This is a genomic window from Flavobacterium sp. 123 (assembly GCF_003634825.1).
In the GTDB taxonomy this organism is placed as follows: domain Bacteria; phylum Bacteroidota; class Bacteroidia; order Flavobacteriales; family Flavobacteriaceae; genus Flavobacterium.
This window is the reverse complement of record NZ_RBXD01000001.1, coordinates 2,820,109-2,834,888: the sequence shown is the minus strand read 5'-3', so window position 1 is coordinate 2,834,888 and position 14,780 is coordinate 2,820,109. Positions and strand designations below refer to the sequence as shown.

13 protein-coding genes are annotated in these 14,780 nt (G+C 33.3%); 10 read left to right on the top strand and 3 right to left on the bottom strand.

Translation table 11 applies throughout. From position 1 onward, the window contains the following. Positions 1–45: 45 nt before the first annotated feature. The 9 genes from C8C88_RS12465 (at position 46) to C8C88_RS12425 (ending at position 9,786) form a co-directional block, all read left to right on the top strand. Positions 46–1,749 (top strand): GMC oxidoreductase, encoded by a 1,704-nt coding sequence (locus C8C88_RS12465; protein WP_121338435.1) that lies wholly within the window; start codon positions 46–48, stop codon positions 1,747–1,749. Positions 1,750–1,759: 10 nt separating this feature from the next. Beyond that, positions 1,760–2,923 (top strand): Gfo/Idh/MocA family protein, encoded by a 1,164-nt coding sequence (locus tag C8C88_RS12460; protein ID WP_233549339.1) that lies wholly within the window; start codon positions 1,760–1,762, stop codon positions 2,921–2,923. 40 nt (positions 2,924–2,963) lie between these two features. Then, positions 2,964–4,016 (top strand): sugar phosphate isomerase/epimerase, encoded by a 1,053-nt coding sequence (locus C8C88_RS12455; protein ID WP_121338434.1) that lies wholly within the window; start codon positions 2,964–2,966, stop codon positions 4,014–4,016. A gap of 11 nt (positions 4,017–4,027) precedes the next feature. Next, entirely contained in the window at positions 4,028–4,393 is a 366-nt protein-coding gene (locus tag C8C88_RS12450) for a c-type cytochrome (RefSeq protein WP_121338433.1), read from the top strand. An 84-nt stretch (positions 4,394–4,477) separates the two neighbouring features. Then, positions 4,478–5,932: a Gfo/Idh/MocA family protein gene (locus C8C88_RS12445; RefSeq protein WP_121338432.1), complete on the top strand. Its 1,455-nt coding sequence runs from the start codon at positions 4,478–4,480 to the stop codon at positions 5,930–5,932. A gap of 80 nt (positions 5,933–6,012) precedes the next feature. Next, the gene (locus C8C88_RS12440; protein WP_233549338.1) at positions 6,013–6,705 is read left to right on the top strand and encodes a DUF1080 domain-containing protein; all 693 of its coding nucleotides are present in this window, start codon (positions 6,013–6,015) and stop codon (positions 6,703–6,705) included. A gap of 47 nt (positions 6,706–6,752) precedes the next feature. Continuing rightward, positions 6,753–7,991, top strand: coding sequence for a nucleoside permease (locus C8C88_RS12435; RefSeq protein WP_121338430.1), 1,239 nt, complete (start codon positions 6,753–6,755; stop codon positions 7,989–7,991). 5 nt (positions 7,992–7,996) lie between these two features. Continuing rightward, the gene (locus tag C8C88_RS12430; protein ID WP_121338429.1) at positions 7,997–8,890 is read left to right on the top strand and encodes a hydroxypyruvate isomerase family protein; all 894 of its coding nucleotides are present in this window, start codon (positions 7,997–7,999) and stop codon (positions 8,888–8,890) included. Between the two features lie 20 nt (positions 8,891–8,910). Then, the gene (locus C8C88_RS12425) at positions 8,911–9,786 is read left to right on the top strand and encodes a sugar phosphate isomerase/epimerase (RefSeq protein WP_121338428.1); all 876 of its coding nucleotides are present in this window, start codon (positions 8,911–8,913) and stop codon (positions 9,784–9,786) included. Between the two features lie 52 nt (positions 9,787–9,838). Here C8C88_RS12425 and C8C88_RS12420 read toward each other — a convergent pair whose 3' ends face one another. Further along, positions 9,839–10,831, bottom strand: a complete 993-nt coding sequence (locus C8C88_RS12420) for a phytanoyl-CoA dioxygenase family protein (RefSeq protein ID WP_121338427.1) — start codon at positions 10,829–10,831, stop codon at positions 9,839–9,841. Between the two features lie 153 nt (positions 10,832–10,984). Here C8C88_RS12420 and C8C88_RS12415 point away from each other — a divergent pair, with 153 nt between their 5' ends. Further along, positions 10,985–11,821: an AraC family transcriptional regulator gene (locus C8C88_RS12415; protein WP_121338426.1), complete on the top strand. Its 837-nt coding sequence runs from the start codon at positions 10,985–10,987 to the stop codon at positions 11,819–11,821. A gap of 36 nt (positions 11,822–11,857) precedes the next feature. Here C8C88_RS12415 and C8C88_RS12410 read toward each other — a convergent pair whose 3' ends face one another. Together C8C88_RS12410 and C8C88_RS12405 are read right to left on the bottom strand one after the other, a co-directional pair. Further along, positions 11,858–13,513: a M1 family metallopeptidase gene (locus C8C88_RS12410; RefSeq protein WP_121338425.1), complete on the bottom strand. Its 1,656-nt coding sequence runs from the start codon at positions 13,511–13,513 to the stop codon at positions 11,858–11,860. 49 nt (positions 13,514–13,562) lie between these two features. After that, positions 13,563–14,777, bottom strand: a complete 1,215-nt coding sequence (locus tag C8C88_RS12405; RefSeq protein ID WP_121338424.1) for an acetyl-CoA carboxylase biotin carboxylase subunit family protein — start codon at positions 14,775–14,777, stop codon at positions 13,563–13,565. Positions 14,778–14,780: the final 3 nt, after the last annotated feature.

The window sequence follows — 14,780 nt, the reverse complement described above, 5'->3', positions numbered from 1 at the left end:
TCTACTTGCTATTAAACTATTTTACAAATAAAAAATTACATACACGTGAATATAAATACCAATTTAAAGGAACAAAACACTTATGATGCTATTGTAATAGGATCAGGAATTAGTGGTGGTTGGGCAGCAAAAGAACTTACAGAAAAAGGACTTAAAGTATTGATGCTGGAGCGAGGAATGAACATTGAACACGTAACAGATTATGAATCTGCTATGAAAGCGCCATGGGAATTTGAACACGCTGGTAGACTTACTGAAGAACAAAAAGCTACGCATCCGGTTCAAAAAAGAGATTATCCGTACAGTGAAGCTAATGAAAAATGGTGGGTAAATGATATTGAATGTCCATATACTGAAGACAAACGTTTTGATTGGTATAGAGGATTTCACGTAGGTGGAAAATCATTAATGTGGGGACGTCAAAGTTACCGTTTTAGCGACCATAATTTTGAAGATAATGCAAAAGATGGTCATGGTAATGACTGGCCTATTCGTTACAAAGATCTTGCTCCTTGGTATGATTATGCTGAGAAATTTGCAGGGATTAGTGGGCAAAATGAAAATTGGCCTTTATTGCCAGATGGACATTTCCTTCCTCCAATGGATATGAACTGTGTAGAAAAATCAGTTAAAGAAAGAATTGAGAAACACTACAACAGATCAAGAATTATGACAATTGGTCGTACCGCAAATTTAACGGTTCCTCACAATGGTCGTGGAAATTGTCAATACAGAAACTTATGTAGTCGCGGATGTCCTTTTGGTGCTTATTTTAGCACACAATCTGCTACTCTTCCAGCTGCAATGGCTACTAAAAGATTAACGGTTAGACCCTACTCTATTGTGAATCATATCATTTATGATAAAGACACTAAAAAAGCAAAAGGTGTAATGGTTATAGATGCTGAAACAAATGAAACAATGGAGTTTTATGCTAAAATTGTTTTTGTAAATGGATCAACTTTAGGATCAACTTTTATATTATTAAACTCTACTTCGGAGGCGCATCCAACAGGATTAGGAAATGGAAGTGGACATTTAGGACACAATTTAATGGATCACCATTTCCGTTGTGGAGCTGAAGGAAGTGCAGAAGGATTTGAAGATAAATACACTTACGGACGTAGAGCAAACGGAATTTATATTCCAAGATACCAAAATATTGGTAACGACAAAAGAGATTACTTAAGAGGTTTTGGATATCAAGGTGGTGCTAGTAGAGGTTTGTGGCATAAAGAAGTTGCTGAATTAGCCTTTGGTGGTGATTTCAAAGATACAATGTCTCTTCCTGCTGATTCTTGGAGTATGGGATTAGGTGGTTTTGGTGAAATGTTGCCTTACTACGAAAACAAAGTATACATCGATCATTCTAAAAAAGACAAATGGGGACAACCTGTATTGGCTATTGATTGTGAATACAAAGAGAATGAAGCAAAAATGCGTGAAGATATGATTAATGATGCTGCTGAAATGCTTGAAGCTGCAGGAATGAAAAATGTTAGAACGTATGATAACGATTGCTATCCAGGTATGGCTATCCACGAAATGGGAACTGCTAGAATGGGTAATGATCCAAAAACATCTGTTTTAAACAAATGGAATCAAATGCATGAGGTAAACAACGTATTTGTTACTGATGGTTCTTGTATGCCTTCAATTGCGTGTCAAAACCCATCGTTAACATTCATGGCTTTAACAGCTCGTGCTTGTGATTATGCAGTAAAAGAATTAAAGAAAAAAAATATCTAGGTTACAAATTATGAGAAAATTAAAAATGGGTATGGTCGGTGGTGGCCAAGATGCTTTTATCGGAGCAATTCATAGATTAGCAGCAAATATGGACGGACTTATAGAATTAAGTTGCGGTGCATTGAGTATTAATCCAGAAATAGCAGTTGCATCTGGTAAAGCGTTGTTTCTTCCAGAATCAAGAACATACCTTACTTATGAAGAAATGATTAAAGCTGAAGCAGCTCTGCCTGCTGATGAACGAATCGATTTTGTAACTATAGTTACTCCTAACTTTGCTCATTTTGCTCCAGCAATGATGGCTTTGGATTATGGTTTTAATGTTGTTATCGAAAAACCAATCACTTTTTCAATGGAAGAAGCGAGACTTTTAGAACAAAAATTAAAAGAAACAGGATTAATTCTTTGTTTGACACATACCTACTCTGGTTATCCAATGGTGAAACAAGCGAAAGCAATGGTTCGCGAAGGAAAACTAGGAAAAATTCGTAAAGTTTGGGTTGAATATCCTCAAGGATGGTTGAGTAAATTATCTGAAAGAGAAGGTAATGCTCAAGCTGCTTGGAGAACTGATCCAAAGAAATCAGGAAAAAGTTCTGTTATGGGTGATATTGGAACTCATGCAGCGCATCTTGCTGAATATATTACAGGTTCAAAAATCACTGATATTTGCGCGGAATTAAACACTCTAGTTGAAGGTCGTGTAATGGATGATGACGGTGCGGTAATGTTAAAGTTTGATAATGGTGCAAAAGGTGTTTTGATGGCATCTCAAGTTGCTGCTGGTGAAGAAAATGCTTTAAGAATTAGAGTATATGGTGAAAAAGGAGGAATTGAATGGTTTCAGCATGAACCAAATTCTCTAATAGTTAAATGGTTAGATGAACCAACTCAAATTTTAAGAGCTGGTTCAAATTATGGCGCACATTTATCTTCATTTGCCATACATAATTGTCGTACTCCTGGTGGACATCCAGAAGGTTATTTAGAGGCTTTTGCTAATATCTATCGCAACTTTGCTTTAACGCTTGGTTGCAAATTAGATGGTAAAGAACCAACACCAGAAATGTTAGACTTCCCTTCTGTTGAAGACGGATTAAGAGGTATGGCGTTTATTGATAACGTAGTAGCTTCTGCGCAGTCCGATAAAAAATGGACTCCTTACGTTTTGTAATACATCATTAGGAATTCTTAAAAGTTTACAATAATAAAATATGACAACAATACAAGGACCTGGTGTCTTTTTAGCACAATTTATTAGTGGCCAAGCTCCATTTAATTCATTAGATGGTATATGCAAATGGGCTGCTGATTTAGGCTTCAAAGGGATGCAAATACCAACTTTAGATGCTCGATTTATTGATTTGCAAAAAGCAGCAGAAAGTAAAACCTATGCGGATGAGTTGAAAGGTAAAATTGCATCTTACGGATTACAAGTAACAGAATTATCTACTCATTTACAAGGTCAATTAGTAGCTGTACACCCTGCTTACGATGATTTTTTTGATGGTTTTGCTCCTGCTAACTTACGAGGAAACCCAAAAGCTAGACAAGAATGGGCGGTTCAACAATTGAAATATGCGGCACAAGCTTCTCAAAACTTAGGATTAAATGCGCATGCTACGTTTAGTGGATCTTTACTTTGGCAATATTTTCATCCTTGGCCACAACGTCCACCTGGTTTAATTGAAGATGGATTCGCAGAGTTGGCCAAACGTTGGTTACCAATTTTGAATGAATTTGACAAAAATGGTGTTGATGTTTGTTATGAAATTCATCCTGGAGAAGATTTATTTGACGGAGAAACATATGAAATGTTTTTGAAAGCAGTAAATAATCATTCTAGAGCTTGCCTTCTATATGACCCATCGCATTTTGTTTTACAACAATTAGATTATATCCAATATATCGATTTTTATCATGAACGTATAAAAGCGTTTCACGTAAAAGATGCCGAATTCAATTCAACTGGAAAACAAGGGACTTTTGGTGGATATCAAAGTTGGGCTAATCGTGCAGGACGCTACCGTTCTCCGGGTGATGGTCAAATTGATTTTAAAACTATTTTCAGCAAACTAGCGCAATATGATTATAAAGGCTGGGCAGTAATGGAATGGGAATGTTGTATTAAAAATCAAGAAGATGGTGCTCGCGAAGGTGCTGAATTTATTAAAAAACACATTATTAAAGTTACTGATAAGGCGTTTGATGATTTTGCAGCCGTAGAAACAAATACAGAGTTAAACAGAAAAAATTTAGGATTATAAAAAACAAAAAAATGAAAATTACTTATTTATTATTGAGCGTTGCAATGATTACTTTAACTTCTTTTTCAAAAGAAAATAAAGAAGAAAAATACACAAAAAAAACAGAAGCAGTTTATCAAGCTTCAAATGGAGAGAAATTAATTGCTAAAATGGATTGTGTTGGTTGTCATAAAATTGACAAAAAATTAGTTGGACCCTCTTATTTAGACATTGCAAAAAAATATACATTAAATGATAAAAACATTAATTATTTATCTGCAAAAATAATTAAAGGTGGTTCAGGTGTTTGGGGATCAATTCCAATGGCTGCACATCCAAGTTTGAAAAAAGAAGATGCTAAAACAATAGCTACTTATATTTTATCCTTGAAAAAATAGGTCAATATATTGCTTGTTCACGCGAAATATTGATTTGAAATATAAGTTTTTAAAATAGACTAACTAATCCCATTAAATATATACATGAAAAAAGAAGAAGATAATAAAATCACAAATAACCGTCGTGATTTCATAAAAACAGGTGCTTTGGCAGCTGCTGCATTCATGATTGTACCTCGTCACGTTTTAGGAAGAGGATATATTGCACCAAGCGATCGTCTATCAATAGCAAGTATTGGTGTTGGTGGTAAAGGAAAGTCAGACACTGCTATGTTTTATAAAAGTGGGAAAGCAGATATTTCTTTTTTATGTGATGTAGATACAAGAAGAGCTGCTGATAGTGTAAAAGCATATCCAAAGGCTAAATTTTATAAAGATTGGCGTGAAATGTTAGACAAAGAGCATAAAAATTTTGATGCTGTTTCTGTTTCAACTCCGGATCATAACCATGCTATACAAGCATTGGCAGCAATGCAACTAGGAAAACATGTATATGTTCAAAAACCAATGGCTCATGATATTTATGAGGCACGTCTTTTGACTCAAGCTGCAAAAAAATATAAAGTTGTTACCCAAATGGGAAATCAAGGTGCCTCAAATGATGGTACTCGAATTATGAAAGAATGGTACGAAGCTGGTTTAATTGGTGATGTACATACAATTCATGCTTGGACCGATCGTCCTGTTTGGCCACAAGGAATTCCTTGGTCAACAGCTAACACTGAAATTCCAAAAGAATTAGATTGGGATTTGTGGTTAGGAACTGCTCCATATAAAAATTATGTAGATAAGTTAGTGCCTTTTAACTGGCGTGGATGGTGGGACTATGGAACAGGTGCTTTAGGAGATATGGGATGTCACCTACTTGAAGCTCCATTTAGTGTATTGAATTTAAAATATGCTAAAGATGTACAATGTAGTGTTGGGTCTGTTTATGTTGATGAATTCAAAAGAGGTTATTTTCCAGAAAGTTGCCCGCCTTCAAGTCATGTAACTTTAACTTTTCCTAAAACTGAAAAAACTTTAGGTGATGTAACTGTTCATTGGATGGATGGTGGTATTCAGCCTGAAAGACCTACAGAATTAGGTCCAAATGAAATTTTTGGTGATGGAGGTAACGGAACTTTATTTACCGGAACTAAAGGTAAAATGATGTGTGATACATACGGATTAAATCCTCGTTTACTTCCTTTAAGTAAAAATGAAAATCTTAATGTAGCTCAAAAATATGCTAGAGTAAAAGATGGTTCAGATGGTCATTACAAACAATGGATTGAAGCAGCTATGGCTGGTTATGGCAAACAGGAATTAAGTTCTCCTTTTGAAATCGCAGGTCCTTTGACTGAAGCTTTATTGATGGCAAACCTTGCTATCAGAGGTTATGATGTAATGAGAGAAGAACTTGGTGAAGAAGTTTATCCAGGACGTTCAGCAAAATTATTATGGGATAATGATGCTATGAAAATTACAAATTTTGATGAAGTGAACCAATTTATCAAAAGAGAATATCGTCAAGGTTGGAAAGCTTTAACTTTATAAAAAGGGTAATTATTAATTCAAAAAAATAAAATTTTAAAAAAATGGTTAAAAATATTTGTAGCTCATTAATTCTTATGATAATGATTCAAACAGCAAATGGACAAACATTACCAAAAGGATTTAAATCAATATTTGATGGACAAACAACAACTGGATGGCATTCTTACGGAAAGAAAACTGCTGGTACAGCTTGGAAAATTGAAGATGGAGTCTTACACTTTGATCCTGCGGCGGCTAAAAATGGTCAAGGAGGAGATTTAGTAACAGATATAGATTATGAGAATTTTCATTTGAAATTAGAATGGAAAGTAGCTCCAAAATCAAACAGTGGTATTATTTTTTATGTAAATGAAGATTTAGATAAATATAAAAATACTTATGAAACAGGTTTAGAAATGCAAGTTTTAGACAATGACGGTCATCCTGACGGGAAAATCGAAAAACACAGAGCAGGAGATTTGTATGATTTAATTAAAAGTTCTTCAGAGCCAGTAAAACCAGTTGGCGAATGGAATTCAGTTGATTTAGTATGCAAATTTGGAAAACTAACGATGTTGCTTAATGGTGTAAAAGTTGTTGAAACAACACTTTGGGATGATAATTTTAAAGCATTGGTTGCTGGTAGTAAATTTGCTGGATGGCCAGGTTTTGCTTCGTCTAAAAAAGGTAAAATTGCTTTGCAAGATCACGGTGAAAATGTTTGGTATAGAAACATTATGATTAAAGAATGGAATTCAATGAAAGTTACAACTGGTTGTGAAACAGGAATGTAATAAAATATAACTAAGTAAAACTATAACTATTAAAAAACCAAAAACGAATGAATACTACTACCCGAATTAAATTATCAACCATGATGTTTTTAGAATTTTTTATCTGGGGCGCCTGGTTTGTAACACTAGGTACTTTTTTAGGTAATAATCTAAGTGCAACTGGATCTGAAACTGCTGCTGTTTTTTCAACACAATCATGGGGTGCAATCATTGCTCCTTTCATCATTGGTTTAATTGCAGACCGCTATTTTAATGCAGAAAAGATATTAGGTATTCTTCATCTTGTTGGTGCATTTTTGATGTATCAAATGTATCAATCAGAACAAGTAGGTATGTTTTATACTTATGTATTGAGTTATATGGTTTTATATATGCCAACATTAGCACTTGTAAACTCAGTTGCTTTTAATCAAATGAAAGATCCTGAAAAAGAGTTTGCAAACATTAGGGTTTGGGGTACTATTGGTTGGATTTTAGCTGGATTAGCTATTAGTTTTGTATTCCATTGGGATACTTCAGAAGCAATATCACAAGGAATGCTTAAAAATACTTTCTTATTAGCTGGTATTGCTGCGTTAATATTAGGTGTTTTCAGTTTTACTTTACCTGCTACTCCTCCAAAAGTTTCAGATGAAAAAATTAAGATTTCAGATATTATCGGTCTTGATGCTCTAAAACTTTTGAAAGACAAAAACTTCGCAGTATTTTTTATCTCATCAATTCTTATTTGTATTCCCCTAGCCTTTTATTATCAAAATGCACACCCATTTTTAACAGAAGCTGGAGTTGAAAATCCAACAGGAAAAATGGCAATAGGTCAAATATCTGAAGCATTATTTTTATTGTTAATTCCTGTATTTTTTAGCCGTTTCGGATTTAAGAAAACTATTTTAGTGGGTATGTTAGCTTGGGCTATTCGTTATGTATTATTTGCTTATGGTAATGGTAATGATTTGAGTTTCATGTTAATCATTGGAATTGCGTTACATGGTATTTGTTATGATTTCTTTTTTGTATCAGGGCAAATCTACACCAACTCTAAAGCTGGTGAAAAATATAAAAGTGCCGCTCAAGGGTTAATCACTTTAGCTACATATGGTGTAGGAATGTTGATTGGTTTTGCTGTAGCAGGCTGGATTACTGATAATTACAAAACCTTAGAAGGTGGTATTAATTGGCAAATGGTTTGGATTATTCCTGCAGGAATAGCTTTGGCTGTATTTATACTTTTTGCCCTTTTATTTAATGATAAAAATAAAACAGAAGAGGTTTCTTCTGCTGCATAATAATAATGAGTACCAATTTAGATAGAAGATCTGTTATTAAAGGAATATTAGCAGGAACTGCTGTTATTGGTATTTCTTCTGGATTTTCTGATTTTGAGGATTCTAAACAGGACAAAAAATTGCAATCGAATATGCTTAAAGGAAATATTAATCATTCTGTTGCAAGATGGTGTTTTAATGATTTAGACATTGAGACACTTTGTATAGAAGCTAAAAAATTAGGAATCACAGGTATTGATTTGGTTGGACCAAAAGATTGGCCAATATTAAAAAAGTATAATATGGTTTCTACCATGTGTAATGGGGCTGAAATAAATCTAATTGATGGTTTTAATGATCTTCAATTTCACGAGATACTCATTAAAAATTATACCGAAATGATACCTTTAGTTGCTGAAGCTGGTTATAAAAACTTGATTTGCTTTAGCGGAAGCCGAAGAGGAAAAACGGATGAAGAAGGCTGGAATAATTGTGTTATAGGTTTACAGAAATTAATTCCGTTAGCCGAAAAACACAATGTAACTTTAGTTATGGAATTGCTCAATAGCAAAATTGATCACAAGGATTACCAATGTGACAGAACGCATTGGGGTGTGGAATTAGCTAAACGTTTAGGATCTGAGAATTTTAAATTGCTTTATGATATTTACCATATGCAAATTGATGAAGGTGATGTCATTAGAAACATTAGAGACAATCATCAATATATTGCTCATTTTCATACTGCAGGCGTTCCTGGTCGAAATGAAATTGACGAAACACAGGAACTTAATTATCCTGCAATAATGAAAGCTATTGCTAAAACTGGTTTTCAAGGATTTGTTGGCCAAGAATTCATTCCTAAAAATCTAAATAAATTGGCCTCATTGAAACAGGCTATAACAATTTGTGATATTTAACTAATTTAAAAAAATATACTATGATAAAAAGAAGAGAATTTTTAATTAATGCAGGATTAGCATTGGGAGCTTTAGCAATTGCACCAACATTTGCTTTCGACTCAAGAAAAAAAGCTATCGGAATTCAATTATGGACACTAAGAGATACATTGCCTAAAGATGTTAAAGGAGTTTTAGCTCAAGTAGGGAAAGTTGGCTTCACTGAAGTAGAAACTTTTGGCTATTCTGTTGACAAAGGCTTTTTTGGAACATCAGTACATGATTTTAAATCAATGCTTGATGATAACGGTTTAAAAGCAACTAGTAATCATTTTGATTTTAATTCAATGATTAAAGATGGTACAACTGATTTGGTTAAATCATATATTGAAACTGCTAATCATTTAGGAAGTGAGTATGTAACCGTACCTTATGTAATTCAAGAACTAAGAGGAAAAACGGGTGATGATTATAAAAAACTAGCGGAACAAGTTAATAAAGTTGGAGAGCTTTGTAAAGCTGGAGGTTTAAAATTAGCATATCATAATCATGATTTTGAATTTACAAAATTTGGGGATACAAATGGATATGAGATTTTATTGAATGAAACTGATAAAAATTTAGTTGATTTTGAAATGGATTTATACTGGGTAGTTCGTTCAGGTAATGATCCATTGCAATTATTTAAAGATCACCCGGGTCGTTTCAAAATGTGGCATGTTAAAGATATGGATAAAGTTAATCCAGATTGGAATGCAGAAATAGGAACTGGCTCAATTGATTTTAAATCTATTTTTGCTCAAGCTGAGCTTGCAGGTATGAAACGTTTCTTTTTAGAACACGAAACAAATTACAAACCAAACCCAATAGTGTCTACCGCTATAAGTTATGATTACATCAAGAAAAATTTGATATAATTTAAATGAATAAATAAAAAAAGGGATACATCAAGTATCCCTTTTTTATTTATTACCACTTCTCTATTCCAAGGAGTTTTTTTCCCAATTCACTCAACTCAGCAGTTTTGTGTTTGGTTTGCTCCCAGTTGCGAGGATCTCCAGGGAATGCATATCCCACTGGCGCAATTCGGTTTTTCCAAGAATTGATTCGCCATTCTTTTAATTCTTCGTTATCTTCTTCAGCAGGCATCATTGAAATATATTGTGCCACTCTCACTCTATCTTTTGTTAAATTTGGACGAATTCCGTGGGGTTGTGAACTATTAAAAATTAGTAAATCACCCGCTTCCATTTTAGGTTTTACGAATTGTCCTTCAAAACCTGTAGTGTCAGGTTGAAAGCGATTTCTATCTTCAGGTTGCGTTAATTTCCATGTGTCATAAGTACGGAATAGTTCAGGTATACATTGAAAACCACCCATATTTTCATCGTCCGCATCTACTAATGCCAATACACCTTGAACGTTTTGAGGTTTTGTTTCTGGATCATAATCCCAATGAATAAATCCTTTGAATTCGTGGTCAGGTCTTACTGGAAAATTTAGATTAGCTCTGTCAATTGTTACCCATAATTTTTCTGTCCCCCAAACATCAGCAAATGCATCGTATACTTTTTGCATTTGGCGATTGTCCCATTGGTATTGGTGGTTGTATAATTCCACCATTCCGCTATTGTTTAATTCTTTCATCTGCATTTCTGCTCTTGGAGGTGCGTACCATGTTTCAGGATTATTAGGGTCTTTTTCTTCAAATTCCCAAATGAAATCTGCTAATCTTTTTGCATTTTCTTTTGGTACAGCATTTTTGATTACGATAAAGCCATTTTCAATCCAGAAATTCCATTGCTCTTCAGTTAATAAACGAAGCGGCTCACCATTTGAGCGACTGTTTAATTTGTGTACACTAGATTTTGCAACAGAAGGATTTCCAGGAATATCTTTATGTGCGTTAGTAGCCATAGTTGGCGTCATTGTAGGGTTCATGGTTTGGTTCTTGTTTTCCATATTGATATGTTATTAAAATTTCATAATTCAAAAGTAGTAGGATAATCCGACTTGGATTTCAACAAAAATTACCAAAATTTGTACTATATTGACATTTATTTTTATATTTAAACAATCAATAGTATATTTATGGGGCAATTAAGATAAAATCATATGAAAATTGTTTTTGAAGATATCAAACGCTTAGCAGGAAGTTCTTTCCGAATTTTAGTGAATCCCAAACTAAATGACTTTTATTATTGGCATTTTCATCCTGAATTTGAATTAACATTTATTGAAGCGCCACATGGTACAAGACGAGTAGGAAATCATGTAGGTGAATTTGAGGGTTCTGATTTGGTTTTTATAGGTTCTAATATTCCCCATTTAAATTTTGATTATGGAATCAGAACGGAATACCAAAAAGTGGTTTTACAAATCAAAGAAGATTTTTTTAAAAATGATTTTGTAACTACTCCAGAACTTTCGGCAATTTATCAATTATTTGAAAATTCAAAAAAAGCAATTTGTTTTAATGGAACCACGAGAGAAATGGTTGGTAAACGTTTAAAAAAAATTCATCTTTTACCAAACTTCGAACAGTTTATTGAAGTATTGTCTCTATTTCAAATGTTGGCAACATCTGATGAGAGGACTTTTTTACACGAAGAAGCTTTTGAAAATTTTTATAATAATAAAGAGCAATCCAGATTGAAAGTTGTCTATAAGTTTATTGAGAATAATTTTCAAAGAAACATAACAATAGAGGAAATGGGCACACTAACTCATTTGTCTAAAGCTGCTTTTTGCCGATATTTTAAGAAAATGACACGATTAACTTTTACTGAATTTTTGAATCAATATCGCATAGAACAAGCTAAACGTTTGTTGAAAGAGGATAAAAATGTAACCGAAACTTGTTTTGAATGTGGTTTTGAAAGTCTGTCCTATTTTAATAGAATTTTCAAAAAGGTTGTTGGACAAAACCCAATTCAATTCAAAAAAATATAAAAAAGGTTGTATTAAAAAATACAACCTTAAATTAATTTATTTTAAAATATTAAAATTTGCTACATAAAAATTCGGATCTACTTCTAGGGTGTTGTTTTCCGCATTAGCAGCAGTACTACTCCACTCTGTTGTAGGATTTAATAGTTTTTCATTTCCATTAACAGTTACTTTCACAGGCATATTAAATCCAGGAACACAATTAGCCCATTTGTAAGTAAGATGTTCATCTTTAAAACAGTATTCTAAAGTTGGAATTCTGATATCTCTTAAATACTGATTGAAAAACGGATTTAAATCTATACCAACTTGTTGACTCAGATAGTCTTCAATTTGTTTTGTCGTTACTGTTTGATGGTAAAAAGTACTGTTTAAACCTCTTAGTATACCTCTCCATTTTTCATCATCATTTACAATTTGGCGTAAAGTATGTAGCATATTTCCACCTTTGTAATACATATCACCTGAACCTTCATTGTTTACATCATAATGACCAATAATAGTTGATTCATTTTCGATATTTTGTCTAGTTCCTTTTACATAATCAAAACCAGCTTGTTTTCCGTAGTAGTATTCCACAAAAAGGCTTTCGGAGTAATTTGTAAAACTCTCATGAATCCACATATCAGCAATATCTTTGTATGTGATATTATTTGCAAACCACTCATGACCCGATTCATGAATGATTATAAAATCAAATTTCAAACCCCATCCTGTTCCGCTCAAATCTCTACCTCGATAACCGTTTCGATACCCATTGCCATAAGTGACGCTGCTTTGATGTTCCATACCTAAATAAGGAGCTTCTACCAATTTATAACTATCTTCATAAAAAGGATAAGGTCCAAACCAATATTCGAAGGCTTTAAGCATGCGAGTAGCGTCTTTAAATTGTGTTTTTGCTTTGGCTAAATTATCTCTTAGTACATAGTAACTACAATCTAAATCACCTTTTTCTCCTTTGAATTTTTCTGAAAAAGAAACATAATCTCCTATATTTATGTTTACACCGTAATTGTTAATAGGGTTTGAAACATACCAATTGTAAGTTGTTGTGCCATCTTTTAAATGCTTTACACTTTGCAAACGACCGTTTGAAACATCCATTAATCCCTTAGGAACATTCACACTGATAAGCATATTTTCGACTTCATCGTACATGTGATCTTTGTTTGGCCACCATACACTGGCACCTAAACCTTGACAGGAGGAAGCAATAAATGGTTTTCCATTGGTATCTTTTTTCCAAGTAATTCCTCCGTCCCAAGGTGGTCTCACAGCAATTTTTGGTTTTCCACCATAAAACACAATTAATTCTTTAGTTTGTCCGATTTTTTGGGATGCAACTAATTCAATAAAAAAAGCATTTCCTTCTCTAGTGTATTTTAATGCTACACCATCTTGAATTACTTTATAGATTTCCATTGGATTTTGTAAATCTATTTGCATTTTATTATATTCTTTCAATACTTTATATTGAATAGTGTTATATCCTGTAATAGTGCTATCTAAAGGATTTACTTTAATGTCTAAATGGTACTTTTTGACATCCCACCAAACTCTTTCTTTTGTAATACTTCCACGTAAAGTATCTTGCCTTGTAAATACAACATTTGATTTTGAAAGTAAGCCTTGTGCATTCATAGAAGTGACCGAAAGAAATGCAATACAAAGAATAAGAAGTTGTTTTTTCATGTATTTTTTATTTATAAATCTGAAATTGATTTTTTGTAAAATTAGAAAATTAGTGCAAATTAGAAACTTTATTTTGTGCTACGATGGCTGTAAAATCATTTACGAATCTATCGGTATAGGTATTTAAAAGTTCTAAAACCCTTTCTTGCTTGTCTGATTTAACAATTAATCCAGCATGATAATCGAGTGGAACTCTAAAGCAAACTTCCGGATCTGAAAAAGAGGATAAATCTGGATGTTGGTATTTTGATAAGGTTAAGACGATTCCAGCATATTCTTTTTTTACTTTAGGGAGTGTGTACTTAGTTTCTTTTACCAAAGAATCTTCAATTGCCGCCCACTCTTTCCATAAATTTATATTTGAAGCTTCTGCTACCATTTCGGCTATATGTGCACCACCAACTCGGGATGATGTTTCCAGAAAATAGATTTTACCATCTTCTTTACATTTTATAAATTCAGTATGTGCAGCCCCATGTTTTAATCCAAAACCTTTCAAAACTTGTTCGTTAACCGCTTTTATAGCTTTTTCATCCTCAGAATTATATGCAATATTAGCAGAACGAAATACGCCCCCTCCTTGTGAAATTTCCATTGGCGTTGCCAAATATTTTGAAGTCAGACTGAACAAAATTTTACGATCTAAAATCAAGCTATCACAATGGTAAACATCACCAGGCTTGAACTGTTCCAATAGATATTTGAATCTGTTATTCCCCATTTCGTTGATATGTATCCACAAACTTTCTTTGTCAAATATTTTTATGATACCATTTGCGGAAGCTTCGGAACGTGGTTTCAAAACCCAAGGAGCTGGAATTGTATCAGCAAAAGTATTAATATCATGATCGTTGAATAAAGAACAAAAATTAGGTATTGGAATACCGCAACTTTTTGCTCTCATGCGCATAGCAAGTTTATCTCTAAAATAACGCCCTGTGGTTTGCCCCATTCCGTCAATTCGAAGATTCTCTCGAAGATAAGTTGCTTTTTCAACATCATAATCATCAAGAGCCACTATAGCATCTATTTTAGTTGATTTCATTAAATTTCCAACGCCAAGTAACAAATGTTCTAAATTCCAATCCATATCTTGCCCTTCCATATAAAAAATCTCATCTATATGTTCGTTTGGCCAAGGTGAATTTCTTAGTTTTTCACTAGTTACTAAATAGACTTTATTGCCTAAGTTTTTTAAATTAATTAAAAAATCAGCTCCTTTGAAATAATTTGAAATACAGATAAAAGTCTTTGCGTTTTTCATAAA